Below are 22,495 nucleotides of genomic sequence, written 5' to 3' on the forward strand. Positions count from 1 at the left end.
CCCCGTCGGCCGTCAGCGCCACATGGTGGGCGCTTGTGAGAGAGCTTCGCGCCCGACCTTCTTGAGGTGGTCCGGAGATTTGTCGCCCCGGCTTGCGGCTTCCAGAATTTTCGAAGCCACGTGGGTACGGGCACCGGTCTCGGATCGGGGAGACGTTTTCGCATACCTCGTCCAGGACCGCGCGCAAAAGTGCGGTGGTGGCAGGATCGAACATGGGGAACCCCCCAGAAGAAAGAACTATCGTAACGCAACCACAAGGGCGTCGAATTTAAGCTTGTTAAAATCCCTAGGACTCTACATCGCGGCCTGGACTTGGCAACAGCAGCGCCAATAGCAAACGACCGACAGAAACGAACGATCGGATCATTGACATGATGCCGCCGACGGCAGCTGAAAGATTCTCCCATCTATCGAAAGGTAGCCCAGCTTGGCTCGGGACGCGCCGCCCGGCCCTAAAGCAGTCGCTTGTGCGTGATCAACGTCGTTGTAGCAGTTCAAAATATGTGAGGCGCGATGCCGTTAAGTCAGCCGACTGTGACTGGACTGCGCCGCTTTTCCAAACGCGCGCTAGGATTTAGCGCTTACCGGAGTTTGTGCGGAGCGATCTCAGCGCCTTAAGCCTCGTTTAGGCCGCAACGCATTGACCCTCCGAATGGCGGAATCAAAATCAGTTTGATTATTGAACGACTTCAAGGCGCATTTGGAAAACGGCTCTAGAACAAATTCAATTGCTTGGCAGCCGTTTCCAAGTGAAAGCAGCGTTCCACGTGGTTCGCTATTCCTGTTGACCTGCCACTGAGTTTTCATCCGGTGGCGGTTAGAGTCTCGGGGTTTTTGCAGCGAGACCGAACTTTGGACTGCAGCGAGACCGAACTTTGGACCACCCGGAACTAGAGTTTTGCGCCTCTGATCACGTTGGCGGGCTGGTGTCGCCGACGTGATTTTGCAGCAAAATCGGCGGCCGATTGCCGATCGCCCCGTGGGGCCGTTCTTCGTTATAGTATCTGCGCCAACTCTCCACCTTTTGCCGGGCATCCGCAAGGGACAGGAACCAGTGGGCGTTGAGGCATTCGGCCCGGAAGCGGCCGTTGAAGGCTTCGATGAAGGCGTTGTCGGTCGGCTTGCCGGGTCGTGAGAAGTCCAGCGTGACGCCGCGCTGGTAGGCCCAGAGGTCAAGATCGCGCGACACAAACTCGCTGCCTTGATCGACCCGGATCGTCGCCGGGAGTCCCACTTCATTGCAAACCCTTTCCAGCACCTCCACGACGTCGGTGCCGCGGAAGGTGAGCCGCGGCTCCAGTGCGGGCGAGAAGCGTGAGAAGATATCGACGATCGTGAGCACCCGGAGCTTGCCGCCGGTGGCCAGCTGGTCATGAACGAAGTCCATCGCCCAGATCTCGTTGACGCGCGTCGCGGGCCGTCGGTCGTCGCGCAGCTTGGCCTTGACCCGGCGCTTGGGCGATTTGTTGCGCAATTGCAGGCCCAATTCGCGATAGATGCGACGGGTCTTGTTCTGCCCGTGACGCCATCCCTCGCGGCGTAGCAACACGTGGACACGGCGATAGCCGTAGCGAACGCGCACATGGCAGATCTCCTTGATCCGAGCTTCGAGGGTCGCCTGGCCGGAGCGACGAGATTTGTAGTGGTAGGTCGAACGGTCGAACTCGAGGGCCGCACAGGCCTTGCGGATCGACACCTGCCACTCACCGCAAACCTCATCGACGAGCTTGCGCTTCCGGCCAGGCTTCACAGCTTTCGGCGGATCACGTCCTGCAGCATCTCCTTGTCGAGTGACAGATCCGCCACCAGCTTCTTCAGCTTGGCGTTCTCGTCCTCGAGCTGCTTCAGCCGGCGCATCTCGGTCGGCAACAGCCCGTCATACTTCTTCTTCCAATTAAAATAGGTCGCTTGGCTGATCCCGGCCTTGCGGCAGATGTCTGCAACCGGGACCCCGTCATTGCCCTGCTTCAAAATAAACGCCTTCTGGGCGTCCGAAAACTTCGAGGCCTTCATCGTCGTCCGCTCCTCCCAGCCGAGGGGATTTACGCAGCGCAGACTCTAGCCAAAATTGGTCCAGTTTTCCGGCCTCAGATCATTTGTACGCCAAGTGGCGCGGGTGGAGCAACGGACGATCGGCGGAGCTGGTCGGGGTTGCGCAGCCGGTCGTCCGTTGCGGTGAGGTGGGCGGCATAGGCCGCGGGGGTCAGGTATTTCAGCGACGAGTGAGGCCGCTGGAGATTGTAGTCGGCAACCCAGTTGGCGATCTTGGCGCGAGCATCGTCGAGTTCGAAGAACAAGGTCTCGTTGAGCAGTTCGTCGCGCATCCGGCCGTTGAAGCTCTCGACAAAGCCGTTCTGCATCGGCTTTCCTGGTGCGATGAAGTGCCAGTCGATGGCTGCGTCCTTGCACCAGGCGAGCATGGCGTTGCAGGTGAACTCGGTGCCATGGTCGGACACGATCATTCCTGGCTTGCCGCGCCGCTCGACGATCGCCGTCAGTTCGCGGGCCACGCGCCGCCCCGAGATCGATGTGTCCGGAATGGCGCCCAGGCATTCCTTGGTGACGTCGTCGACGATGTTGAGGATGCGGAAGCGCCGACCGTTGGCGAACTGGTCGTGGACGAAATCCAGCGACCAGCGCGCATTGGGCCTCGCCTCGACCAGGATCGGGGCACGGGTCCCCACGGCCTTGCGGCGAGCCCGCCGCTTGCGGACGGTGAGCCCTTCTTCCCGATAAAGCCGGTAGATCCGGTTGATCCCCGAGGGCTCTCCCTCTCGCCGCAGCAGGACGAACAGCCGGCGGTAGCCAAAACGTCGCCGCTCGTTGGCGAGGTCACGCAGCCGGCCGCGTAGAGCAGCGTCCGGCGGACGGCTGGAGCGGTAACGGACCATCTTCCGATCCGCGCCCACGATCGAGCAGGCCCGCCGTTCCGACAGGCTCATGACGGCCTGCAGATGCGCGACAGCAGCGCGCTTGGCGGCGGGCCCTACCATTTTTTTGAAAGGAGCTCGCGAAGGGCGGCTGCATCGAGCATCTGCTCGGCAAGAAGCTTCTTCAGCTTCGCGTTCTCCTCCTCCAGGGCCCTCAGCCGCTTGGCCTCGGAGACATCCATGCCGCCGAATTTGGCCTTCCAATTGTAGATCGTCGCTTCAGAGATCCCGTGCCTGCGAGCCAGATCGGCCGTCTTCGCCCCGGCCTCATGCTCCTTCAACACTGCGATAATCTGCTCTTCCGTAAACCTTGCTCGCTTCATCTGTCCGTCCTTCTTCAGGCCGGACTCTAACTCCTTCTGGAGGAAATACTCAGTGGCAGGTCCTGTCTATGGCTAACCCAAAAGAGCCATCGAGCTCTTGTGAAGGACCGTCGGCAGCCAGCCCGGCGGGCGTTCCCTCACCAGTCAGCGCACGATTGCCACACCGTCTAAGTTCCTAGAAAGGAACAGCATTTTCTTCGAACGACGAAATACTGCTGAAATAATGCAGTGTTCTGATCGCGCGTACCGGGGCTGGCCGCATACTTCACTTAGTTCTTTTTACCCGGAATTTTTGACAAGCGCGGGCCGCAGCAGCATCCTTGCTGCGGCCTTCGTGCGTTTTGCGCGAAGCAACCTTGACTCTGGGTCAGTGCTCCATTGATCTCCAGACAGAAAAAGCCACCGACCTTGGCGTAGGAACGCGATAGGCGTCGATCGCGCGGTTAGCGAGCATCAACTTCCGGTGCTCGCCTTTGAGGACCATCTCATCGACCGTCTTCAGAAGAAACCTGCTCGCTTCGGCAGAATCGATGATCTGGCCCGTCGACTCGAGGTAGTGCCAGGCAATCTGTATCGCATTCTCGATCAGCCACGGAATAGGTTCGCTCATCAAAATAGAACCTGCGTCGAATGCCTCCGTTCCTGCGTCCTCGGTCGAGCGGCAGTGTCGGCGCTTGCTCGCGAGGCGCGAGGCTGGCATCGAAGGTCAGATTTGCTGGCCTCATAAACGACTCGCATATCGGGAAAACTTGGCTAGTCTAATGCTTTCCCGCACGGGGGCGCCTCATGTTCGACGCAGCCACCACCGCGCTTTTGCGCGCGGTTCTCGACGAGGTTTGCGAGAGCGTTTCGGCGCGCGAAACCGGAGCGCGCACGCACGTCGCGTCAAAGATCCTGGAAGCCGCGACCCGTGGAGACGTCTCGCCCGAAGACCTTAGACGGGTCGGCCGCGAAGCCCTTTCCGGGGCGCCGACCATGTGGCGCTGAAAGCGAGACGCGGCGGTGAATATTCAGGTCACGGTGTTGAAGGTCCTGGTTTCCTACCCGGACGGATTCGCTGTGATGGACGACATCAAACGCGACATGGCGATCTTGGCGACCAGCGGCCGGGACTGGGCCGACCGGACCAAGCGGCTGGCTGCGCGCGTACCGGACCTCAATATATTTTCGCAAGGATTGGTCGATCGCGAAAGCGGTGGGTGGAAGATCACGGAAAAAGGTCGGGCCGTGCTCGAATTCATGGAGGCGCGCACCGTACTCAATCAATCGGTCGAGACGGCTCAGTCCGAGACGGTCGATGCACCCGTGCCCCCTCTGCCGCCGCTCGCGGACCGGGCGAAGCGACGCCGTGAACGACGTGAGCGCCGCCGTGAAGGACGCGAGCGCGCTCGATCGAACGCCTCCTGAAGCCGCAAGCGCGTCAGAAGCAACAGGACGCACCTCCACGCCTGATGAGGATTCGACGAAGGAGGCGTAAGCGGTCGAAGCGGCCTCATGCGAAGCATTACAGAGTTGCATTCGCAATGAAAGCTGGCGTCGGTGCGCAGCAGGCGCCCGGCCCGCATCGTCACAGCCCTGACACTACGTTGCTGTCAACGCCTGGTCCAAGTCGGCGATGATGTCATCGATATGTTCGATGCCGAGCGAAAGCCTGACATACCCTTCTCTATTTGCGGCCAAACCACAAGTCCGCGACGTCTTCTAGGTGCAAGGCGGGGTCGTGGCTTAAACCGGGAGGTTGTCGGTCATGCCGGGCGGTAGCTCGCCTTGCGTTGATCGCTCGGCAAGGAGCTGCTTCTCGGCTTCATACCAGAACGTATCCATCTTCCCGCACGGTTCGCCTGCACCTTTCCAAAGCTCATAGGCGCGTTTGCGGATATCTTCTTCGCTTAAGTCTGACATCTCAAACTCCCCAGTTGCATAAGGCCCAAGCCGCCAATGGAACGGGAGTTCCTTGTGGCAGCATCGGTCGTCCTTCGGACCACACCGCGAACTCGCTTAGAAATCCTTTATATAATTGGGGACAAGCCCGGCTCGGCCTCTCATATGCCAGGCGACGCGAATCGGGCGGACACATCCGGCACGGTTTCGACAGCTCCGAGCGCCCAGAATTCTGGGGCGGGGATTAGCGGAGCGCCTGGCGGCAAGAACGGTCCCTCGCAACAGGGCACGGTTGGCTCGGCGTCGCAGAACCTCTCCGTGCAGGAACAGGATCCGGCGAACGTAAAGGGACTGCCAGGAAACAAGAGCGGTCCGCCCGCAAAGCGATGACTTGCAACGTGCAACGTTATGCGCCCCGCATCGGCAACGGTGTGGGGCCTCTTCCGTCGCTCAGGAACGAAACGCAGGAGCGTGGCTTGGTCGCTAAAGGAGTTGCGCCGTGAGAATTTCGAGCATTGCACTTGTCTTGGCTATCCTCGCCCCCTGCCCAGAGCGGAGGCGGCGGTGGCGGTAGCGGTGGTGGCGCCGGCAGTTCCGCTGGTGGCGGCCTTGGTGGGGCCGCTTCCTCCGCGGGCGCGGGAGGCTCAGCCGCAACTGTTCCGTCCGGCACCGGCGCAGGGGCGCGGCGAATTCGTAACGGCAGCTCCGTCGACTGAAGCTCCAGCACGAATACCAATTCCGACAACAGGCAACGCTAACAGCACCGCGGCAGGCCGATCATGGCGCATTCTCCTCTGGCCGAACAATGAGCGCGTCGAAATATTGTTCCTGGCTTACGTCCGACGGTTCACCCGCGGCGGTGAGGCGAGGCCCGCGAGTTTGGCCCATTCCCTGCTAAGGCGAAGCCATGCTTCCTTATCGAGCGGGCTGATGGTTCTCTCCGCCTCGCGTTCACAATCCCTAGCTTCCTTGCGGCAATGGTCTGCAAATTGCTCGTCGGTCATCACTGCTAACGCGCGGGCGAGCGCTTGGTTGTCAACGCGCAATTGCGATTGAGACGATTGGGTAGTGGTTTGCACGCTATGGAGCTTAGGAACATCTCCGTCCGACTCTTGTTGGGCCGATGATCGTCGCAGAGCGTCGCTTAATGCGGCGAAAGGAGTACTGCGGTGGCCAGAACAGCGATCTTGAGGAAAGATCTTGAGCTTGTCGCGCTTCAGGAGATCCGCAGCTTTCCAGGTGGGGAGCATGTTGTGTCCGTCGAGATCGAATGCAGCGCAGAAGAGGACAGCGACATGGGCTGGCGACTTCATGTGATCGCCAAGGATGAAGCCGAGCTCGGCCGTATCAACTATGCCGCGAAGACCACAACTGAGAGATTGAAACGCCGGTATTGCCTCAAGTGGTGACCAGATGATCCATCACGTTTCTCTCGGTAGCAATGACGTTAAGTGCGCAAGAGCCTTCTACGATCCGCTCATGTCCCTCATTGGACTGCGGCTCCTTAAGCACTCGGAGCGTTCGCTGCACTACGGCGCCTCCGACTCCTTTCATTCGATATGGCTATCCACATCCCTATCCGCAGTGGCCTTCCGTTCCGACCCGCCGCGAGTTGACGATTTGACTCGGCCACCAACTCGGACATTCTTAGCGGGATACCTCGCCCGAGACGCATCACCCCGACCAGCCCCGGTGGCCGCCCAGTCAAGATTACACCCTTGGCGAGATGCGCGAGATGGGCGTCCGGGGTCCTGATCTATTGCTGCTCCTGCGGCCACCACATTGCCTTGAGCGCGGATCGCTGGCCTGATGAGGTGCGGCTGTTTGATGTCGACTTGCGCCTCGTCTGCACCGCCTGCGGCCGGCGCGGTGCCGAGGTCAGGCCGGACTTCAACTGGAACGGCTAGAGGGCCGATCGGTGGCATGGGCTATCGAAATACGAAGTGACGCGGCGGTCTGCTTCGTCACAGCCCCTTCCTCTTTCGTCGCCATGTCCAGTCTTTCCAGTTGACCAGCTAAACCAACAAGGCTCCTGGCGATATTTCTCAACAGGAAGGCTCGGCTTTCGGAAATGCCGGGACTCGAAGAAAGGGCTTTGTAGTGATTTGAGAGCTCTTTGCATCTGGCGGCCGTAATCATGCAAGCTCCACGAGTCAGTGACCATTTCCGACTCAATGTCGCGACGTGCTTCGGGTTCCAGCCGGCGAGATATTCTCCATGACGGCTGGTTCCTGAGTTCGGCTGCCAGTGCCTACGGTTGTCCCGATCCGCCTGCCGAGCCATAGACTTGCCCGGTCGCATAGCTTGCGTCGGCCGCTGCGAGTTGCACATAGATCGAGGCGAGCTCCGCGGGCTGGCCGGGACGGCCGAGCGGCGTCATGCCGCCAAACTTCTCGAGCTTTTCCATCGTGGCGCCGCCCGAAACCTGGAGCGGTGTCCAGATCGGTCCCGGCGCAACGCCATTGACGCGGATGCCCTTGGAGGCGAGCTGCTTCGCCAGGGATTTCACGTAATTCATCGTCGCCGCCTTGGTCTGTGCGTAGTCGTAGAGGTCGGGCGAGGGATCGTAGGCCTGCTCGGATGTCGTGCCGACAATACAAGAGCCGGGCTTGAGGTGCGGCAGCGCGGCCTTGATGATCCAGAACGGCGCGTAGATGTTGGTCTTCATGGTCGCGTCGAAATCTTCCGACGAGACGTCGGGGATGGACGCGCGGGTCTGCTGACGTGCCGCGTTGCAGACGATGATGTCGAGTCCGCCGAGACCTTCCATGGCCTGCTCGACCAGCTTCTTGCAGAAGGCTTCCTCCTTGAGGTCGCCGGTGATCGCGAGGGCGGTACGGCCTTCCTTCTTGATCAGCGCGATCACCTCCTGCGCGTCGGGCTCTTCCGCGGGCAGATAGTTGATGGCGACGTCGGCGCCTTCGCGCGCATAGGCAATCGCAGCCGCGCGGCCCATGCCGGAATCGCCGCCGGTGATCAGTGCCTTGCGGCCAGCGAGCCGTCCAGAGCCCTTGTAGCTGGTCTCGCCATGGTCTGGTCGCGGCTCCATCTTGCCGGCGAGGCCAGGCCAAGGCTGCGACTGCTTCTTGAACGGCGGTTTCGGATAGCGGGTAACGGGATCGATCAGGTCCTGCTCGGCCATATCAGTGTTTCCTTTCGCGGTCGAAGATGCCAGCGAGGCCGCAACGAGCGTTGCGCTCGCCGCATGCACGAGGTGCCGGCGGGATATAGAATTCTTGCCTTGAGCGGTCATGAGGGTTTCCGCGACTTGCCGTCTCGTCCGTGGGACCTGCCGTCTCGTCCGTGGAGAGGAGCATCGTTGCCAATGGAGGACGCGGGGCGGCCGGCGTCCCCGGAGAGACCTATTTCGACTGTCCGACGCTCGGTGCCTTGCCGAGCTCCTCCGCCATGTCGAGGTGATGGCGCAACGCCGGAAGCGTCTTGCCGGCCCAGTCCTTCAGCGCGGCATTGTCGCCACCGTTGGCGTAACGCTCGAACAGCGCTACCGCGTCCTTGTGCGCGCTGACCTGGTAGGAGTCGTAGTCCGGGCTGAAATCCTTGCCCGTGGCATCGTTGAGCTTGTCGAGCTTGCTCTGGTGCGAGCTGTCGAGCGCCGTCGGCAGTGTCGCCTGCACCTTGCCGGCGCCGACGAGGGACTTGAGTTCGCTGCTGGTCTTGGTGTGGTCGGTCACCATCTGGTGCGCGAAGCTCTTCTCCTGCGCGTTGCCCTTCTGCTCTGCGAGCTTGCTCGACTGCATCTCGAACATGTCGCTGACGGCAACCTCCTTGACAAAATCGGCAGTCGTCGGCGCGACACCGAGCGCCGAGTTGACGCCGGTCTTCTCGCCGAGCGACTGGGCGAGCGCTGGTCCTGCAAGAAGCACGCAGGCTGCGGCGATGATGGTACGTTTCATGGTGCGGGTCCCTCTGATTGGACACGCGGCTACGAGCCGCGCGGATCTTTGCGCCGATCAACACGGCGCCGGGACCGATGTTCCTAATCCGTCGGATGGCGACCGGTGCGGGGATTGATCGGATCAGTTGGCTTCCGCCGCAGCCGTTCCGGCAGGAACGGTTCGGACGGCGAGGCCGACGGGGCAGCACGTACATCGGCATGATGCTGCGCCCGCTCATGCGGCGTCTGGTTGGTATTGATCTGGTGCTTCACGTCGACGCCGTCGGGGTCGTTGACGCCGTGCTGAATGTCGCGGAAGTCGCTCATGGTTCACCTCATTCCTTTCCCGGCAGGATTTTTTCAAGCATCTGCCGTGCCGCCCCCTTGATCACGCCGCTTTGGTTGGGGTCACCCCTCATCAGGGCAAGCGAGAAGTTCTTGGCCTGCTGCAAAGTGATGTGCGGCGACGCCTGCCGCAGGAGCCACCTTTACTGAGATGCTTGCGATCGATTTACTCGGGTAGCATTTCTCGGTACTTTACCCCACGGCAAATCCGAAATTTTGTTATGGCGGTGGCGTTCTGTCGAGTGCGACTGAGTTGATCGTTGGTAGCAGGCCCCATTGCCTGCTATCAATACGTAGCGTTGGCATTACGGCAGAGGTCGGGGATCCGCCACACGACTCTTATGCCAGCGATTAGAATGGGCCATCCACTCGGCAATCGGCTCGCCATCGCGATGCCGGCCTCCGGCCTCCGCACCGGCCCAAGCCGCGACAGCCCCGAACAGCAATGCTGCAGCCGTCGAGAAGGCAATGATAATGCTCGCCGCACGAGCCCTTGAGATCGCGCTCTTGGCATTGGCCAACGTTGTATCTACCCGCCTTTCGGCCTCCGGCGCTGCCAGCCCGGTCAACGCCGTGACCTGCTGAACAAGATAGGCGCGATCCTCGGGAAGGACCCCGCTGTGGCTCGAAGCGGTTGCCAGAATTCGCGCGGCTTCAGCGCGCTCACCCGTCAGATCAACGTTCGGCGGCCGCCGAGGGGCACGGAAAAGATGGTCGAGCTCGAAACTTAGGACAGAAGGTTCGGTAGCCGACGGCGGCTGCGTAGTTGCGGACGGACGGTTTGCAGCACCCGCTATCAACGCGGTCAGAACGGCTCCGATCAAGACCGCCAGCGCCCAGGCAGCAACGCCATGCAGTCCGTCGCGCGTCTCGATGTCGTCGGTCGCCGAGGCGTAGGGTGGCCGGACGCGCCCGGCAAAATAGCCTCCGCAGCCAAAACTGATAAGGGATTGGAAGATCAGGTAGACACCCGACAACAGCCATAGCGCAACGGAGGCATCCCTCCAGGTCGGCGCAGCGGAGGCCATGCCTAGGCCGAGCGCTGTTCCAAAGGAGATCAGGATCAGCGACAACGCCGTCGCGACGAAGGCTCCGACAATGACGGACGTCCACTGCAACCCCCATGGCCTGGTCAGGCCGGTGGCTGGGAGAGTTTCGGTTTCGATCCCGGAGAGCGGTTCAATGGTCATGGCGTCTTACCGAAGACCGAGCAGCGACAGGATGAACATGACGACTACGATCAGGCCCACGAGATAGATGATCCCATTCATGTGAAGTCCTCCTCTTCGCGACTTCAATGCGAGACACGCGAGCAGGTTCCTTGCTGGCCCACAATGTACCGCCTGTAATCAAGGAAAGCCGCGTTTCCCGATAACCGGGTAAGCACCGGAGGACTGCCGGGTTGCTTCAGCTGTCGCTCCCGTCCGGACGGGGCGCCCCGGATCAGGCTTCATCGGGCCTGGAAAGAAACCACGAGCCCGTGCCGTTGATGCTACGCCGAGGCGCTTTTTCGCAGGACGATCGCTGGAAAGGCAACAGCCATCAACCTCAGTCGACTCAGCGCGGCGCGCTTGGTTCCTGGCCACGGTGTTTCAGGCGCCCGTACCCCAGCGCCTAGCGCGAACGGCGTGATACCGCGCATTTGTTTGCGGCTTGATGAACAGAGCCGCGACGCTCGGATGCTGTCTGCGTATCTCGGTCTCGATCGAGATGACGCACTGCTCGATATCATCGGCGCGCTTGTCGTCCGCGAACTCGACGCTCAGCGCCGCGACGACCTCGGCCGGCGACAGTTGCACCGTCAGCAGCCCGTTGGCCCGGAGCACGCCGGGTGACCGTCGCGCGATGTCGAGGATGGATCGTGACAGATCGGAATGAGCGGGTTCGCCGATGAGCAGGCTCTTGCTTTCCCTGGCGAGGCCGATGGAGGTGATGCCCAACAGAATGCCGATCAGGATCGAGCCGACGCCATCCCAGACCGGCTGAGCGAACCACTCTGCCGCCGCGGTCGCGGCAACCGCAATGACGATGCCGATCAGCGCCGCGCTGTCCTCGAACAGCACCATGAAAGCGGGCGGGTCCTTGCTGCGCACGAAGGCCTCATACCACCCGAGGCGCGAGGTCTCGGACCGGAAACGCCGCCAGGCGAAGAGCCACGAGATACCCTCGAATACAAAGGACATGCCGAGCACGATGAAGCTGACGATCGGATCTTCGATCGGCTCTGGCGCGGTGACGTGGAGGACGCCCTGATAGAGCGAGACGCCCGCCCCGAGCGCGAAGATCAACAGAGCGACAATGAAGCTCCAGAAGTATAGCTCGCGCCCGTTGCCAAGCGGATGGGATTCATCAGGCGGACGGCTCGCGCGATGGTAACCGTAAAGCAGCAGCACCTCATTGGTGGTATCGACCACCGAGTGCACGGCTTCGCTCATCATCGCCGAGCTTCCGGTCCAGACCGCAGCTCCGATCTTGGTGACGGCAACGAGGAAGTTGCCGACGAGCGCGGCATAGACGATGGTCTTCGACGATCCTTCCGCCGTCTTGCTCACCCGACGACATCCTCAATTGACGACCGCGATCAACCCGCGGCGATCGGCAGCGACAGGCAGGTCGCACTTCATTTCGGATCCGGATCCGAGAGTTCGGCCCCCGGATCCTCAAACCGACCGCTGCGGGCGAGCTTCACAGCACGGCCCAGCGCCTTGGCTGTATTCAGCACCTCCTGCTGAAATGCGCGGTCTTCGTCCAGCTCCCGGTGAGAGGTCGCATATTGTTCCATGTAGCCGACGTAGCCGTCCGTCTCACCGAAGCGGCCGGCCGAAATCAGGTGCATGTCGGTCAGCCAGTCGGATAGGGTTCGGCGCACGCTCTCGGCGCCGACGCTGTCGCCGTGAACGATGAGGCCGAAATGGCGGCCGGCGAGATGACGCGGATACGGCCAACCCTTCAGCTCGAGCGCCTTGGCTTCGGCGACCTTCTTGCCATGCGTCGATGTCGGATCCGGGTTGCCGCCGTCGGCGCAGACCAGGCGATCCATCATCGCCTTGAGGCCGCCCGGCACGTGGTACCAGTTCACCGGCGTCACGATCAGGATGCCGTGGGCGGCCACCCAGAGCGGATAGATTTCGTTCATCCAGTCGCTGGTCTGGCCGAGCGAATAGTTGGGATAGCAGCTGCACGGCCAGTGGCAGAGCGGCATGGCGGTGGAGACGCACGACTTGCAGGGATGAATATTCTTGCCGAACTCCGAGGTCAGGCGAGAGAGATCTAGGATGTCGACGGCAAAGCCCTTCTCGACGAAGACGGGCTCGGCGAGTTTGACCATGCGCCAGGTCTTGGACATCTCGCCTGGACAGGTGTGCTCGCTGCGCGCCGAGCCGTTGATGACGAGGATACGCGGCGGCGCGCCAGCGTCGTCGTGCCGGCGCTGTGCCTCAAGGATGGCGGTACGCGCCGCCAGCCAGTCGACGGCGAGATCGTAGTCAGGATCGGCGAACCCCACACCCGCCTTCCGCGTCTCTGGCGATTTGCGCGAATGGCTGTAGGCATCCCAAGCAGCCCCGACGATCGCATCGAGTTCCCGCTTGAGCGGGGCGAAGGCAGGATCGACGAACTGGCTCCTGTAACGGCTTTCGAATTCCTCACGCGACAAATTGACGGGCGGCATTCCCTTGCGAACGTCCGGTTCCGTCATGCTGGCGCCTCGATGGATTGGTCCAAGCCGACCAACCCAGGGCTCGGGACACGGTTCCTAGGCGGTGTGGAGGAGGCAGTCTCGCTGTCGACTGTTCCCTCAGGCGCCGGCTATGAAGAATGATAGAGCGGCAGATTTGCAGGTTCCTGACCGCCTGATCGCGCGCCCCATCAGGAGCGCCCTTTCATCCCACGCGGGTGCGCCCGTTAGTCGACCTGTCGGACGTGATAGCCGGCCGGCAGGAGCTGGCCGCCTTCCTCGTCTGCGACTGGAACATCTGTGACAAGCCCTCGATCAAGGCGGGGTGCAGATGAAGCACGGACTCCGTGATCGTCACCTCCAGCGTTGGCTGCACTGATCCCGACAGAAGGTGGCCTCTGCGCAGCGTGCCATCCTGCAGGCCGAGCACAGCGTGAAGATGCAGGCTGGCGTTGCCGTCATCGCCTTGCGCGACGTCGCCGAGCACGCTCAGCCCCTCGCATTGCTGGTTGATTTCGATCGGCTTGTACGTCTTGGCCGCGAAATCGAACCAGCCGACCTTCGCTGGTGAGAGGGCGCCGATCGCCGAGACCGAGGCGCCGGTAGTATTCTCGCGATCGGCGAACTCGGTGATGGATTTGAAGACCTCCGCGCCCTGATCCAGAATCAAGACAAAGACCCACTCGACGCCGCTGTTGTGATATCCGCCGTGCGATCCTCGGTCCGGTTAAGTGGCCGAGATCGGGATCTCTCACGCTTCGACGACACGGCGCTCGCAAAGTAGGACGACGACCGGCGCTGCGCGGCTACTCTTGCGGCGGTTGTCCATTGGAGGCGGATACACCCCCGTCCACCGCTACGTTGGCGCCAGTCATGAAGCTCGCATCGTCGCTTGCGAGAAACGCGATCACGGCGGCGACTTCCTCCGGTTCGCAGACCCGGCTTAACGGGATCCGCCCGGCGAACTTCGCCAGCAGCTTCTTATCGTTCATCATGTCCTCCGTCATGCCCGTACGGGTGAGACTGGGACAGACCGCGTTCACGCGGATGCCCTTCTTGCCGAGATCCAGGGCAAGGGCACGCGTCAGATTGACCACGGCGCCCTTCGCCGCGTTGTAGGGGCTCATGCCCCAATCGCCACCGGTCCCGGAGACTGACGCCGTGTTCACGATCGAGCCCTTGGTCTTTTCAATATGGGGCAGTGCCGCGCGGCAACCATAGAACACGCCGTCGATGTCGGTCGACATTACCTTCCGCCATTTCTCGTCAGTGATTGAAGCCGGGTCTCCGCCTTCATGGACGCCGGCGTTGTTCACGATGACGTCCAACCGTCCGAAGCGGCCGACGACAGCCGCAACCATTCCATCGACGGCACTCGAATCCGACACGTCGGTGGCTTGCATCATTACCTGGTCGGCGGGCAGACTCTTGGCGACCTCTTCCAGTGAGGCTTTATCGCGATCGACCAGCGCCACTTTCGCGCCCTCCGTAACGAAGCGGCGCGCCGTCGCTTCTCCAATACCGGAAGCTGCTCCCGTGACGATGACGACCTTGCCGTGGAACCTGTCGACCATGCGAAACTCTCCTGCTGCTTTCAATCCTCATAACCGTCGTCGCGGCGGTCGGGTCCTAATCGCCGACCGATCTGGCCTTTTCAGGAACGATGTTCGAGAAGATCGATTGTTGGACAAAACCCCAAAACGAAGGATTGGACCCATGGATCTGACCGGCAAAAAGATCGCCATTCTCGCCACAAACGGCTTCGAGCAGGCCGAGCTGGAAGTGCCGCAGGAGCGCTTGAAGAAGGCCGGCGCGACGGTCGATGTCGTCTCGCTCGCCGCAGGCGAGATCAAGGGCTGGAACAAGAAGGATTGGGGTCGGCCGGTAAAGGTCGACAAGACGCTCGACGAGGCATCGGCCGCCGACTACGACGCAATCGTATTGCCCGGCGGGCAGATCAATCCGGATCTTCTCCGGGTTGAGCCCAAGGCGCTGAAGTTCATCAAGGATATTTTCGATGCCAAGAAGATCGTCGCGGCCGTGTGCCACGCCCCTTGGCTTCTCATCGAGACCGGGATCGCGAAAGGTCGCAAGATGACCTCCTTCAAGTCGATCAAGACGGATGTAGCGAACGCAGGAGCGAAGTGGGAGGACGCTGAGGTCGTCGTCGATCAGGGCGTCATCACTTCCCGCAACCCGGGCGATCTCGAGGCCTTCTGCGCCAAGATCGTGGAAGAGGTCAAGGAAGGTCGACACACCCAGCGCAGCGCGGCCTGACGACGATGGAGAGTGTCAAGATATCGGGCAAGGCGGGTCTTGAAACCCGCGTCGTCATCCTCGACTCCGGCGAGGAAGCGTTCACGACGCTCACCAAGTTCGCGAACGACGCCGCCATCACGGCGGCGTCGCTCACAGCCATCGGCGCCTTCGAAAGGGCAACCGTTGGCTGGTTCGATTTCGAGAAGAAGACCTACAAGAAAATCGAGGTCGCGGAGCAGTGTGAGGTGTTGAGCGCGATTGGCGATATTGCGGTTGGCGACGACGGAAAGGCGAGCCTCCACGTGCATGTGGTCCTGGGTCTGGCCGACGGTACAACCCGGGGCGGGCATCTTCTCGAAGGAAAGGTTAGACCGACGCTCGAGATTGTCATCGCGGACACGCCAGCTCACCTCAGACGGAAGAAGGAGCCAGATCTGGGCATAGCGCTGTATCGCAAAGGGAAAGACGTGACGGGTCGGTATGGTCGACGTCGACTAGACAGACTGCGTCGCACTAAGTTTCGTTCTTCCGATATCTCTCGCGCGTGACGTCTTCGGCTAGGCGATCCAACGCCCGGTTTCGATAGCGATAGCTAAGGACGCCGTAGATCAGCGCCGTGAGTAGTACAAGCGCTCCAAGGAAAAAGACGGCTTCGAGACCCATCTTGCTCTCCTTTCGATGACTTACGCCGCGCGTCGTTTTCTCGTCTTGGCAGCCTTCTTGGCGGACCTCGAACGCTCCGATGCCGGCCGCTTGGCCGAGGCCGCACCGCCCAATCGGCCACCTTTTCGAGATGGCGAATGATCTTCCTCAGTGCCGCGGCCGGATCCGCTCTTCTTCCCGCCGTGGGTCTCCTTGTTCACGGTCGCCCACGCGCGTCGTTCGGCTTCTTTCTCCGGGACGCCACGGTGTTCATAGCCTTCTTCGATATGCTCGGCCTGTCGCTTCTGCTTGTCCGTGTAACTTGACTTGTCGCCACGAGGCATGTCGTTGCTCCCGTCGGTTGGAATATTCGTTTTAAGACTCGGAAGGGCCGCCAGTTCCAATCTAAGGACGTCTCTCAACGCGGAAGCGATGCGAGGTGTGGGCATGCAAACCGATCATGCGCCCCGCTGCTCGCCGGCGGATCAGGAGGCGTAGCATCGATGGAGTCGTGCTGTTAGGCGGACCTCTTTGTTGCTTCCGCGAGTGCCGCCCGCGCGATCTCCGTCAATCCGGATAACGTCTTGTTGCCCTGGACGGCGCTGTCGAGCAGCTTTTGTGCGATTTCCCGTCTGATTTCGTGATCGCCCCCGTGAGGGAGTGATCGACAAGCTTCTTCGAGGGCGACATCGAGATTGGCCATCGTCCGGTCGTCTAGAGCTTTCATGGATCGTCGATGCTCCGGGTCGGCGGCTGCGGTCCGCGCGAGTGGGCCCATTCATCCAGGTGGGACGCGATGTCTGCTTAGCGGACTTTTTTGAGCATCCCTTCGCGGTCGCTGCCGGGCGGAAGATTCGATGCCTTCTTGAGGGCTTCCTCGGCGAAATTGGCGAGCCGGTCTTTGAGGGAAATTGATTGCTTGAAACGACGCCGTTTCGACATGGCGTTGCTTCCTCCTCGGGCGGGATCACAACGGTGTTCTCGCCGCCGATAGTTGCCTCCGGCCGTTCGGCGACGGATTAAATTTAGGCCCCGGCGGTCGAAGCCGCCAACAAGAAAAACGGCGTGAGCGGCTTCACAATTTCTGGAACCAAACACGTTGCCGCGCTGCAAAAACCTTTCTTTGCGGCCACTTGCGCGTTCAGTGTCGCGGCGGACATTCGGGGCAAGTGTCACCGATAGCCCCAACGCCTCGTCGAGCTCTATGGCGGCTTCCTCCCGCGATACGCCGGACGGCGGGTCTTGGCGGGCTATGCCGAAGGCGCGTTCTCGGGCATGAGGATCGGCCGGTCCTTCGCCCAGCCATGCTCTTCACGTTCGTGAATGACGCCGACCTCCCGCAGCACGGCCAGCGCCCAGCCGCGGAGCGTTTGGATCGCTGGTCGTGGCTCCTTCGTCGGCATCAATGTTACTCTCTCCGCGGAGCGAATCCTTCCGACCCTGAATTCGTTCCGGGGCGGTCGCACAGAATTCAGAATCGGCACGGCCGCAGATCGCTACCTGTTCGGCCCGACTGCGCACAAGCCCAGGCCGACCGGCGATACGAATGACATTAAGGTTGCGCGCCGGGATCATGCACAGCGATCTTGGTCGTCACCAGTAGCGCTAAGCAGGCGAAGGACGACCGCCGCCCCCAAAGAACGAGGAAGCCGGCTGACCTTTTGGAGGGGTAAATGCGACCGGGAACGTTTGGGCGGCCAGCGCCTTTAGCGCTGTCTCCTCCTCGGCGAGGCGTCTCTCGATAAATTGGCGTTCGATGTCCGACAGCCTCGTCCCTAGCAGGCGTCGATAGCGGTGGATGTTGTTGCGGTGCGCACGAATGCGGGCAAAGTCTTCGTCGAGCATCGTCGTCACTCCTGACGGTCGTCACGGTCCTTCGGTGCTTAGAAAACTGGGAAAGGGAATTTCCCGACGCAAAGATATTCGGGGCGATACCTGAGTCAAGATTCGGCGGCGGTCGAACGCCCAAATCTTGGCCGGCGTTTGCGGTGCCGCGATGGCCGACAGTTCTGCACCGCGACCGAGCGCGCATAAATTTTTTTCGATCCGCCCCTTGAAACGACTTCTCGATTTTCTAATTCATTTTTCGCCGCGAGAGCGGTGTGCCGGGCGCCTTCACGGGTCCGGCGCGGGCGCCGGGCCGGACACCAGACCCGCTCTGATTCCAGCCTTGCGCTCCTTGTATCCATCTTGCTCTTTGGAGGACTTGGTTATGAGGACCACCTTTGATTTCGCGCCCCTGTGGCGCTCCACCATCGGCTTCGACCACCTGGCCGACCTCGTCGACAGCACGCTCCGCCAGGCGAGCGAAGACCACTATCCCCGTACAACATCGAACGCACCAGCGAGGACCACTACCGGATCTCGGTCGCCGTCGCTGGCTTCGGAGCCGACGATGTCGCCGTAACGGCTGAGCAGAATGCGCTCACGATCGAGGGCAGGAAGCCCGAGGAAGCGGCCGGCGAATACCTCTACCGGGGCATCGCCGCGCGTCCTTTCCGGCGCGTGTTCAACCTCGCCGACTACGTTCAGGTGAAGGAGGCCTCCTTCCGCGACGGACTCCTGATCATCGATCTCGTCCGCGAGGTGCCGGAAGCCATGAAGCCCCGCCGGATCCAGATCGGAAGCGGCGCCTCTCCCGCTTCGCAGATCGAGCAGAAGAAGGCGGCCTGACGCCTGATCGAGGTTCGACAGCGGAACGCGGCGCGCGCAAGCGCGGCCGCGCTCCCTGCCTCATGCAACAAAGGAGAAAAACCATGGCAGTTCGTGATCTCATTCCCTGGTCCAGAAACCAGGAGCTCGCGCCGGCGCGCGCCAGCCACGATCCGTTCATGACGCTGCATCGCGAAATGAATCGGCTGTTCGACGATGTCTTCCGCGGCTTCGGCGGCACAAGCCTGTCGCCGCTCATGGAAGGGCAATTCGGTTGGCCAAAGATCGAGCTCAGCGAGACCGAGAAGGCACTGACGATCTCGGCCGAGCTTCCCGGCATGACCGAGAACGACGTCCAGATCGAAATCGCCAACGGGGTGCTGACCATCTGCGGCGAGAAGAAGAGCGAGCGCAAGGACGAAGGCAGATACTTCACCGAGCGCTACTACGGCTCGTTCCAGCGGCAGATCGCGCTCGAGGACGTCGCGGAGGACAAGGCCGAAGCTTCGTTCAAGAACGGCGTCCTGACGATCTCGCTGCCGAAGTCCGAGAACCCGCGGGCCGGCGTCAAGCGCATCGCTATCAACTCGCAGTAAACACCATCACGGGCGGCGGTCGTCGCCCCCCGTAACCCGTCCCGACGAAAGGAGCGTAAAGGGAGGCAATCGATGACCAACGCCAACACGAACACCGGCAATCTCGATCCATTCTTCCATCCGGCAGCGCACTATGCGTCTCCGGAGGACGTCCTGAACGACGACGAACTCTCCGGACCGGAGAAGCGGATCATCCTGTCGTCATGGGCGTCCGACATGTTCGCGGTCGAATCCTGTCCCGCGCTACGCGAAATTCCCGGCATGGGCCACACGATCCGGCTCGCGGACATCCTCGCCGCGCTGAGGCGGCTTGACGGCGACGACGATCCCCCGCCGCTCGGGGGCGTGCCGATGCGGCTGCGGCGGCCCTGGGCCGCCGCCTTGCGGAGGTAAGCGGGATGCTCACACAGGTTGTCGTGACGATAGTCCTGCTGGGGCATGCTTCGGCGACGTGGGCCGTCCCGTTCATTGCATTCATGAGCGAGTTGGGTGACCGGCCCGTGCAGCGAACGTAGGCGACACTCTGACGCTAATCTCGCGCCCGGCGCAGGACGGCCGATCCGGATGCTGCAGCGAGCCGGCGTTCCGACGGCAGCCGCCGAGCTTCTGCTGTCGCGGATGAGAGCGAAGGTCGACGACCTCCGCGAGGAGCGCGAGGCGCTTCGCAAATCCGGCGCCTCACTTACGCGTCGGTCTTAGCGATCGAGAAAGCGGAGGAACGAGCACCTACCGATCGCAGTTGTCCTGCATCATCGTTTTTAGGAGGAGGATGACGATGGAAACGGAAAGGCGTGAAACAGGAACGTTGATCGGTAGCGACAAGGTCGAAGGCACTGCCGTCTATGGCACCGACGCCCAGAAGATCGGCTCGATCGAGCGCGTGATGATCGACAAGGTTAGCGGCCAAGTATCGTACGCGGTTCTCGGCTTCGGCGGCTTCCTGGGCATCGGAGACGATCACTACCCGCTGCCATGGCAGTCGTTGAAGTACGACACGGGCCTTGGCGGGTACCGAACCAATCTCACCGCAGACAGGCTCCAGGGTGCGCCGAAGTATGGCAACGACAACGCCTGGGATTGGAATGACCCCGGACGAGCAAGAGCAGTAAATGATTACTATTCCGGGTTCTGACACCTGCCGGCAAGCCCGCCGCTGAGAGCGGGCTTGCCGGCGGCGATCAAGGCGTCAGCGGTCGGCAGAAACGCTCTGTCAGGAATTTGAAGGTGTCGGCGGTGCGAATACTCCTCGTCGAGGACGACCCTCTCATCCGCGAGTTCGTGGTGGAGACTCTACGAGAGGAAGGATACCACGTCGTCCATGCAGCCAATGGCGAGGAGGCGCTGGCGTGGTGCGGGCGGCGGGTCGTCGACCTTCTCATCACGGACGTCAAACTGCCCGGAAGCGTCGACGGATGGCAGATCGCCGAACGCTGCCGTGAGCATGATCCCGGACTCCCGGTGATCTATGCGACCGGCTTCTCGCCCGTCGCGCCCCGTCCGGTGCCCGGAAGTCTGATGTTGCAGAAGCCCTATCGTCCGGAGGACATCGTCAGGGCCGTCAGGCGGGTAGCTCCGGATCAGGCGTAGGCGCCGCCAACGCCGCAGCGGGAATTCCGCGAACGGCGAATTTCGGCGACGCCAGCCGATCCGGAAATTCGGCGACGCGCGGGCGACCGGAGTGCGTTGCGAAGCTCGACTAACCCGGGAGCGAATGCCCGAGGAAGAAACGCAGCATCTCCCTCGTCGCATCCGGCCCGCGCGGATCGGTGTAGGACCCGGCGGGACTGCCGCCCGACCAGGCGTGGCCGGCGCCGTGAACGTTCCAATGCTCGGAGACGACGCGCCCGTCCGCGTCGGCAAGGTTCGTGCGGGTGTAGGCGTGCCCATGGGGCACTCGTCCGCCGCTCACCTTCACTTTCAAACCTGCCGCCTTGACGGACTGCTCGACAATCCTGTCGCCGTTGTTCGGGTGCACCGTGGCGTCGCGGTCGCCATGGAAAACGATGGCCGGCACCGGCGGTCCGCCATCGGCATTTTTAGATCCGCCTCCTTGCCGCATGGCGACGAACGCGGAGGGAAGATCGCTAGCCGCCCCGCAGGCGAGGCCTGAATGGATCCCGACGGCCGCGTACAGATCGGCGTAGGTCGCTGCCATGATGGCGGCGGCCGCCCCGCCGGCCGACAGACCTGCAACGTAGACCCGCTTCGGATCGATCGGATAGTCCCGCATGACCTGGCGAGTGATGCCTGCGATCAACGAAGGCTCCCCGCCGTACCGCTGCTGGTCGCCCGTGCGAAACCAATTCCAGCATTTCGCCTGGTTGGCTCCGCTGGGCTGCTCCGGATAGACCACGAAGCAATTCCGCTCTTCCGCCAGGAAGTTCATCCGGGTGCCTGCCGCGAAGTCGTCTGGCGACTGGGTGCAGCCGTGAAGCATGACCACGAGGGGAAGCGGTTTTTCCTGCGAGCGGCTTGGGACGAACAGCTTGTAGCTCCGGCTTCCATTCGCGCTGCGGAAGGTGCCTGCGATGAACCTCGTGCCTTCGGGTGCGATATCCGTCGTGGCAGGCGGAGCGCGGGTCATCTGACCACGCAGGTTGAGTCCGGGGAAGTCTTTCAAGCGATCGAAGCGTTGCAAAGGAGCGGGAGAAACCCGGGTGGCTCGTCGGCTTTCCTTCTCCTCGACGACGCTGGCCGTCACGTCGATGGTCGGCGGCTCGAGCCGAGCTGGCGCGCCACGGGCGGTGCTGGCCGACGGCTCGGAGGCGCTCTCGCCGCGGAGCATGCGCTGCAGGAGCGCGGTGGCCTCGACCAGGTGGCCCGCACGCGTGAGGTGCGTGGCCTCGGAAATCAAGTTCTGGCTCAGCATCGCATTCACCTTGTTCTGTCGGAGAGGGCGGCCTTGACCGCGGGAGTGGCGTGAAGGGCACCGAGCACCGAGACCGAAGCAATGGTGGCGCGGGCCAGCTCGGGGGTGACGTCCTGGGCGATGGTCGCGAGACCCAGCACGTTGATGTGCAGCATCTCGCCGGCGCGCCGCGCCGCTTCGAGATCCTCGCGACTGTAGTTCCGCAAGCCCAAGTCCAAGCTCTTTCGAACCGTCGACTGCTTCACGACGTCCGCGTGGCGTTCGAGCTGGTTGCGGATGGCCGTCCGGATGAAGTCCGTGCGGTTCGAATAGAACCCTTCCTGCACCATCAGATCGACCTGACCCAGATCGACATAGCCAAGGTTGATCGTGATCTTCTCGGTATCGGGGATCCGGGGTCGCAGCTCGCGCACATTGTCGGCCATGA

At 61.9% G+C, this 22,495-nt stretch carries 28 protein-coding genes and 5 pseudogenes; 11 read left to right on the forward strand and 22 right to left on the reverse strand.

Annotation, left to right across the window (positions count from 1 at the left end; genetic code table 11):
• Positions 1–12 precede the first annotated feature (12 nt).
• From ACVWW6_RS42670 to ACVWW6_RS42685, 4 genes and pseudogenes are all read right to left on the reverse strand, one after another.
• Positions 13–214, reverse strand: a pseudogene (locus ACVWW6_RS42670) (hypothetical protein).
• Positions 215–910: 696 nt separating this feature from the next.
• Positions 911–2,013 (reverse strand): IS3 family transposase gene (locus ACVWW6_RS42675; protein ID WP_172645944.1). Its coding sequence is split into 2 segments (ribosomal slippage): positions 911–1,752 and positions 1,752–2,013, totalling 1,104 coding nucleotides; the frame shifts between segments, so codons are not numbered across the junction.
• A gap of 74 nt (positions 2,014–2,087) precedes the next feature.
• A protein-coding gene (locus ACVWW6_RS42680) for an IS3 family transposase (protein WP_456682888.1) occupies positions 2,088–3,253 on the reverse strand; the annotation gives its coding sequence in 2 pieces (ribosomal slippage) (positions 2,088–2,996 and positions 2,999–3,253; 1,164 coding nt in all).
• 367 nt (positions 3,254–3,620) lie between these two features.
• Positions 3,621–3,863 (reverse strand): hypothetical protein, encoded by a 243-nt coding sequence (locus ACVWW6_RS42685; protein WP_161536379.1) that lies wholly within the window; start codon positions 3,861–3,863, stop codon positions 3,621–3,623.
• 176 nt (positions 3,864–4,039) lie between these two features.
• Here ACVWW6_RS42685 and ACVWW6_RS42690 point away from each other — a divergent pair, with 176 nt between their 5' ends.
• Both ACVWW6_RS42690 and ACVWW6_RS42695 read left to right on the forward strand, forming a co-directional pair.
• The gene (locus ACVWW6_RS42690) at positions 4,040–4,240 is read left to right on the forward strand and encodes a hypothetical protein (RefSeq protein ID WP_161536380.1); all 201 of its coding nucleotides are present in this window, start codon (positions 4,040–4,042) and stop codon (positions 4,238–4,240) included.
• A gap of 15 nt (positions 4,241–4,255) precedes the next feature.
• Positions 4,256–4,660 carry a hypothetical protein gene (locus tag ACVWW6_RS42695; RefSeq protein ID WP_161536381.1) on the forward strand — a complete coding sequence of 135 codons (405 nt, stop codon included), beginning with the start codon at positions 4,256–4,258 and terminating at the stop codon, positions 4,658–4,660.
• A gap of 174 nt (positions 4,661–4,834) precedes the next feature.
• Here ACVWW6_RS42695 and ACVWW6_RS42700 read toward each other — a convergent pair.
• A pseudogene (locus ACVWW6_RS42700) lies at positions 4,835–4,918 on the reverse strand (PLP-dependent transferase); the annotation flags it as partial.
• Between the two features lie 60 nt (positions 4,919–4,978).
• Positions 4,979–5,155: a DUF2934 domain-containing protein gene (locus ACVWW6_RS42705; RefSeq protein ID WP_161536382.1), complete on the reverse strand. Its 177-nt coding sequence runs from the start codon at positions 5,153–5,155 to the stop codon at positions 4,979–4,981.
• 144 nt (positions 5,156–5,299) lie between these two features.
• Between ACVWW6_RS42705 and ACVWW6_RS42710 the strand changes: the two genes are divergently transcribed.
• The gene (locus ACVWW6_RS42710) at positions 5,300–5,524 is read left to right on the forward strand and encodes a hypothetical protein (RefSeq protein WP_371740556.1); all 225 of its coding nucleotides are present in this window, start codon (positions 5,300–5,302) and stop codon (positions 5,522–5,524) included.
• A gap of 779 nt (positions 5,525–6,303) precedes the next feature.
• Entirely contained in the window at positions 6,304–6,543 is a 240-nt protein-coding gene (locus ACVWW6_RS42715; protein WP_161536383.1) for a hypothetical protein, read from the forward strand.
• A gap of 481 nt (positions 6,544–7,024) precedes the next feature.
• On the opposite strand, the gene ACVWW6_RS42720 is transcribed toward ACVWW6_RS42715, so the two are convergent.
• The 9 genes from ACVWW6_RS42720 to ACVWW6_RS42760 all read right to left on the reverse strand — a co-directional run bounded on the left by ACVWW6_RS42720 (position 7,025) and on the right by ACVWW6_RS42760 (position 14,624).
• Positions 7,025–7,273 carry a hypothetical protein gene (locus ACVWW6_RS42720; protein WP_456682889.1) on the reverse strand — a complete coding sequence of 83 codons (249 nt, stop codon included), beginning with the start codon at positions 7,271–7,273 and terminating at the stop codon, positions 7,025–7,027.
• A 112-nt stretch (positions 7,274–7,385) separates the two neighbouring features.
• Complete coding sequence (locus ACVWW6_RS42725; RefSeq protein ID WP_202633224.1) at positions 7,386–8,276, reverse strand: SDR family oxidoreductase; 891 nt, start codon at positions 8,274–8,276, stop codon at positions 7,386–7,388.
• Between the two features lie 220 nt (positions 8,277–8,496).
• Positions 8,497–9,048: a DUF4142 domain-containing protein gene (locus tag ACVWW6_RS42730; RefSeq protein ID WP_456682890.1), complete on the reverse strand. Its 552-nt coding sequence runs from the start codon at positions 9,046–9,048 to the stop codon at positions 8,497–8,499.
• An 83-nt stretch (positions 9,049–9,131) separates the two neighbouring features.
• Positions 9,132–9,356 carry a hypothetical protein gene (locus ACVWW6_RS42735; RefSeq protein ID WP_456682891.1) on the reverse strand — a complete coding sequence of 75 codons (225 nt, stop codon included), beginning with the start codon at positions 9,354–9,356 and terminating at the stop codon, positions 9,132–9,134.
• A 323-nt stretch (positions 9,357–9,679) separates the two neighbouring features.
• Complete coding sequence (locus ACVWW6_RS42740; RefSeq protein WP_161536387.1) at positions 9,680–10,564, reverse strand: hypothetical protein; 885 nt, start codon at positions 10,562–10,564, stop codon at positions 9,680–9,682.
• A gap of 402 nt (positions 10,565–10,966) precedes the next feature.
• Entirely contained in the window at positions 10,967–11,926 is a 960-nt protein-coding gene (locus ACVWW6_RS42745; RefSeq protein WP_161536388.1) for a cation diffusion facilitator family transporter, read from the reverse strand.
• A gap of 68 nt (positions 11,927–11,994) precedes the next feature.
• Entirely contained in the window at positions 11,995–13,071 is a 1,077-nt protein-coding gene (locus ACVWW6_RS42750) for a flavodoxin family protein (protein ID WP_161536389.1), read from the reverse strand.
• 184 nt (positions 13,072–13,255) lie between these two features.
• The gene (locus ACVWW6_RS42755) at positions 13,256–13,720 is read right to left on the reverse strand and encodes a PPC domain-containing DNA-binding protein (RefSeq protein ID WP_161536390.1); all 465 of its coding nucleotides are present in this window, start codon (positions 13,718–13,720) and stop codon (positions 13,256–13,258) included.
• 136 nt (positions 13,721–13,856) lie between these two features.
• The gene (locus ACVWW6_RS42760; RefSeq protein ID WP_161536391.1) at positions 13,857–14,624 is read right to left on the reverse strand and encodes a meso-2,3-butanediol dehydrogenase; all 768 of its coding nucleotides are present in this window, start codon (positions 14,622–14,624) and stop codon (positions 13,857–13,859) included.
• Positions 14,625–14,766: 142 nt separating this feature from the next.
• Between ACVWW6_RS42760 and ACVWW6_RS42765 the strand changes: the two genes are divergently transcribed.
• Both ACVWW6_RS42765 and ACVWW6_RS42770 read left to right on the forward strand, forming a co-directional pair.
• Positions 14,767–15,327: a type 1 glutamine amidotransferase domain-containing protein gene (locus tag ACVWW6_RS42765; protein WP_148770279.1), complete on the forward strand. Its 561-nt coding sequence runs from the start codon at positions 14,767–14,769 to the stop codon at positions 15,325–15,327.
• A gap of 5 nt (positions 15,328–15,332) precedes the next feature.
• Positions 15,333–15,758, forward strand: a pseudogene (locus ACVWW6_RS42770) (PPC domain-containing DNA-binding protein); the annotation flags it as partial.
• A gap of 234 nt (positions 15,759–15,992) precedes the next feature.
• Here ACVWW6_RS42770 and ACVWW6_RS42775 read toward each other — a convergent pair.
• The 5 genes and pseudogenes from ACVWW6_RS42775 to ACVWW6_RS42795 all read right to left on the reverse strand — a co-directional run bounded on the left by ACVWW6_RS42775 (position 15,993) and on the right by ACVWW6_RS42795 (position 17,796).
• A complete protein-coding gene (locus ACVWW6_RS42775) occupies positions 15,993–16,295 on the reverse strand; it encodes a hypothetical protein (RefSeq protein WP_028154436.1) in 303 nt (100 codons plus the stop codon).
• A 173-nt stretch (positions 16,296–16,468) separates the two neighbouring features.
• The gene (locus ACVWW6_RS42780) at positions 16,469–16,654 is read right to left on the reverse strand and encodes a hypothetical protein (protein WP_246740360.1); all 186 of its coding nucleotides are present in this window, start codon (positions 16,652–16,654) and stop codon (positions 16,469–16,471) included.
• A gap of 101 nt (positions 16,655–16,755) precedes the next feature.
• Positions 16,756–17,127 carry a hypothetical protein gene (locus tag ACVWW6_RS42785; RefSeq protein WP_456683260.1) on the reverse strand — a complete coding sequence of 124 codons (372 nt, stop codon included), beginning with the start codon at positions 17,125–17,127 and terminating at the stop codon, positions 16,756–16,758.
• A pseudogene (locus tag ACVWW6_RS42790) lies at positions 17,093–17,357 on the reverse strand (hypothetical protein). Before ACVWW6_RS42790 ends, ACVWW6_RS42785 begins: the two are co-directional and overlap by 35 nt.
• A gap of 199 nt (positions 17,358–17,556) precedes the next feature.
• Positions 17,557–17,796 (reverse strand): hypothetical protein, encoded by a 240-nt coding sequence (locus ACVWW6_RS42795; protein ID WP_161536393.1) that lies wholly within the window; start codon positions 17,794–17,796, stop codon positions 17,557–17,559.
• 367 nt (positions 17,797–18,163) lie between these two features.
• Here ACVWW6_RS42795 and ACVWW6_RS42800 point away from each other — a divergent pair.
• The 5 genes and pseudogenes from ACVWW6_RS42800 to ACVWW6_RS42820 all read left to right on the forward strand — a co-directional run bounded on the left by ACVWW6_RS42800 (position 18,164) and on the right by ACVWW6_RS42820 (position 20,786).
• Positions 18,164–18,624 (forward strand): annotated as a pseudogene (locus ACVWW6_RS42800) (Hsp20 family protein).
• Between the two features lie 83 nt (positions 18,625–18,707).
• Entirely contained in the window at positions 18,708–19,199 is a 492-nt protein-coding gene (locus tag ACVWW6_RS42805; RefSeq protein ID WP_161536395.1) for an Hsp20/alpha crystallin family protein, read from the forward strand.
• 72 nt (positions 19,200–19,271) lie between these two features.
• Positions 19,272–19,592: a hypothetical protein gene (locus ACVWW6_RS42810; RefSeq protein ID WP_456682892.1), complete on the forward strand. Its 321-nt coding sequence runs from the start codon at positions 19,272–19,274 to the stop codon at positions 19,590–19,592.
• Positions 19,593–19,974: 382 nt separating this feature from the next.
• The gene (locus tag ACVWW6_RS42815; RefSeq protein ID WP_038958306.1) at positions 19,975–20,331 is read left to right on the forward strand and encodes a PRC-barrel domain-containing protein; all 357 of its coding nucleotides are present in this window, start codon (positions 19,975–19,977) and stop codon (positions 20,329–20,331) included.
• A 101-nt stretch (positions 20,332–20,432) separates the two neighbouring features.
• Positions 20,433–20,786, forward strand: a complete 354-nt coding sequence (locus ACVWW6_RS42820) for a response regulator (RefSeq protein ID WP_161536397.1) — start codon at positions 20,433–20,435, stop codon at positions 20,784–20,786.
• A 109-nt stretch (positions 20,787–20,895) separates the two neighbouring features.
• Here ACVWW6_RS42820 and ACVWW6_RS42825 read toward each other — a convergent pair whose 3' ends face one another.
• Both ACVWW6_RS42825 and ACVWW6_RS42830 read right to left on the reverse strand, forming a co-directional pair.
• Positions 20,896–22,068, reverse strand: a complete 1,173-nt coding sequence (locus ACVWW6_RS42825) for an extracellular catalytic domain type 1 short-chain-length polyhydroxyalkanoate depolymerase (protein ID WP_456682893.1) — start codon at positions 22,066–22,068, stop codon at positions 20,896–20,898.
• Positions 22,069–22,073: 5 nt separating this feature from the next.
• Entirely contained in the window at positions 22,074–22,493 is a 420-nt protein-coding gene (locus ACVWW6_RS42830; RefSeq protein ID WP_271573382.1) for a CopG family transcriptional regulator, read from the reverse strand.
• Between the last annotated feature and the right edge of the window lie 2 nt (positions 22,494–22,495).

Source organism: Bradyrhizobium sp. USDA 3311 (assembly GCF_054062495.1).

Excerpts from the sequence above, each read along its gene's own strand:
- ACVWW6_RS42685 (WP_161536379.1), bottom strand. The coding sequence starts at position 3,863 with ATGAGCGAACCTATTCCGTGGCTGATCGAGAATGCGATACAGATTGCC.
- ACVWW6_RS42690 (WP_161536380.1), top strand. The coding sequence starts at position 4,040 with ATGTTCGACGCAGCCACCACCGCGCTTTTGCGCGCGGTTCTCGACGAG.
- ACVWW6_RS42705 (WP_161536382.1), bottom strand. The coding sequence starts at position 5,155 with ATGTCAGACTTAAGCGAAGAAGATATCCGCAAACGCGCCTATGAGCTT.
- ACVWW6_RS42710 (WP_371740556.1), top strand. The coding sequence starts at position 5,300 with ATGCCAGGCGACGCGAATCGGGCGGACACATCCGGCACGGTTTCGACA.
- ACVWW6_RS42720 (WP_456682889.1), bottom strand. The coding sequence starts at position 7,273 with ATGATTACGGCCGCCAGATGCAAAGAGCTCTCAAATCACTACAAAGCC.
- ACVWW6_RS42725 (WP_202633224.1), bottom strand. The coding sequence starts at position 8,276 with ATGGCCGAGCAGGACCTGATCGATCCCGTTACCCGCTATCCGAAACCG.
- ACVWW6_RS42730 (WP_456682890.1), bottom strand. The coding sequence starts at position 9,048 with ATGAAACGTACCATCATCGCCGCAGCCTGCGTGCTTCTTGCAGGACCA.
- ACVWW6_RS42735 (WP_456682891.1), bottom strand. The coding sequence starts at position 9,356 with ATGAGCGACTTCCGCGACATTCAGCACGGCGTCAACGACCCCGACGGC.
- ACVWW6_RS42740 (WP_161536387.1), bottom strand. The coding sequence starts at position 10,564 with ATGACCATTGAACCGCTCTCCGGGATCGAAACCGAAACTCTCCCAGCC.
- ACVWW6_RS42750 (WP_161536389.1), bottom strand. The coding sequence starts at position 13,071 with ATGACGGAACCGGACGTTCGCAAGGGAATGCCGCCCGTCAATTTGTCG.
- ACVWW6_RS42760 (WP_161536391.1), bottom strand. The coding sequence starts at position 14,624 with ATGGTCGACAGGTTCCACGGCAAGGTCGTCATCGTCACGGGAGCAGCT.
- ACVWW6_RS42765 (WP_148770279.1), top strand. The coding sequence starts at position 14,767 with ATGGATCTGACCGGCAAAAAGATCGCCATTCTCGCCACAAACGGCTTC.
- ACVWW6_RS42775 (WP_028154436.1), bottom strand. The coding sequence starts at position 16,295 with ATGCCTCGTGGCGACAAGTCAAGTTACACGGACAAGCAGAAGCGACAG.
- ACVWW6_RS42780 (WP_246740360.1), bottom strand. The coding sequence starts at position 16,654 with ATGGCCAATCTCGATGTCGCCCTCGAAGAAGCTTGTCGATCACTCCCT.
- ACVWW6_RS42795 (WP_161536393.1), bottom strand. The coding sequence starts at position 17,796 with ATGCTCGACGAAGACTTTGCCCGCATTCGTGCGCACCGCAACAACATC.
- ACVWW6_RS42805 (WP_161536395.1), top strand. The coding sequence starts at position 18,708 with ATGGCAGTTCGTGATCTCATTCCCTGGTCCAGAAACCAGGAGCTCGCG.
- ACVWW6_RS42810 (WP_456682892.1), top strand. The coding sequence starts at position 19,272 with ATGACCAACGCCAACACGAACACCGGCAATCTCGATCCATTCTTCCAT.
- ACVWW6_RS42815 (WP_038958306.1), top strand. The coding sequence starts at position 19,975 with ATGGAAACGGAAAGGCGTGAAACAGGAACGTTGATCGGTAGCGACAAG.
- ACVWW6_RS42825 (WP_456682893.1), bottom strand. The coding sequence starts at position 22,068 with ATGCTGAGCCAGAACTTGATTTCCGAGGCCACGCACCTCACGCGTGCG.
- ACVWW6_RS42830 (WP_271573382.1), bottom strand. The coding sequence starts at position 22,493 with ATGGCCGACAATGTGCGCGAGCTGCGACCCCGGATCCCCGATACCGAG.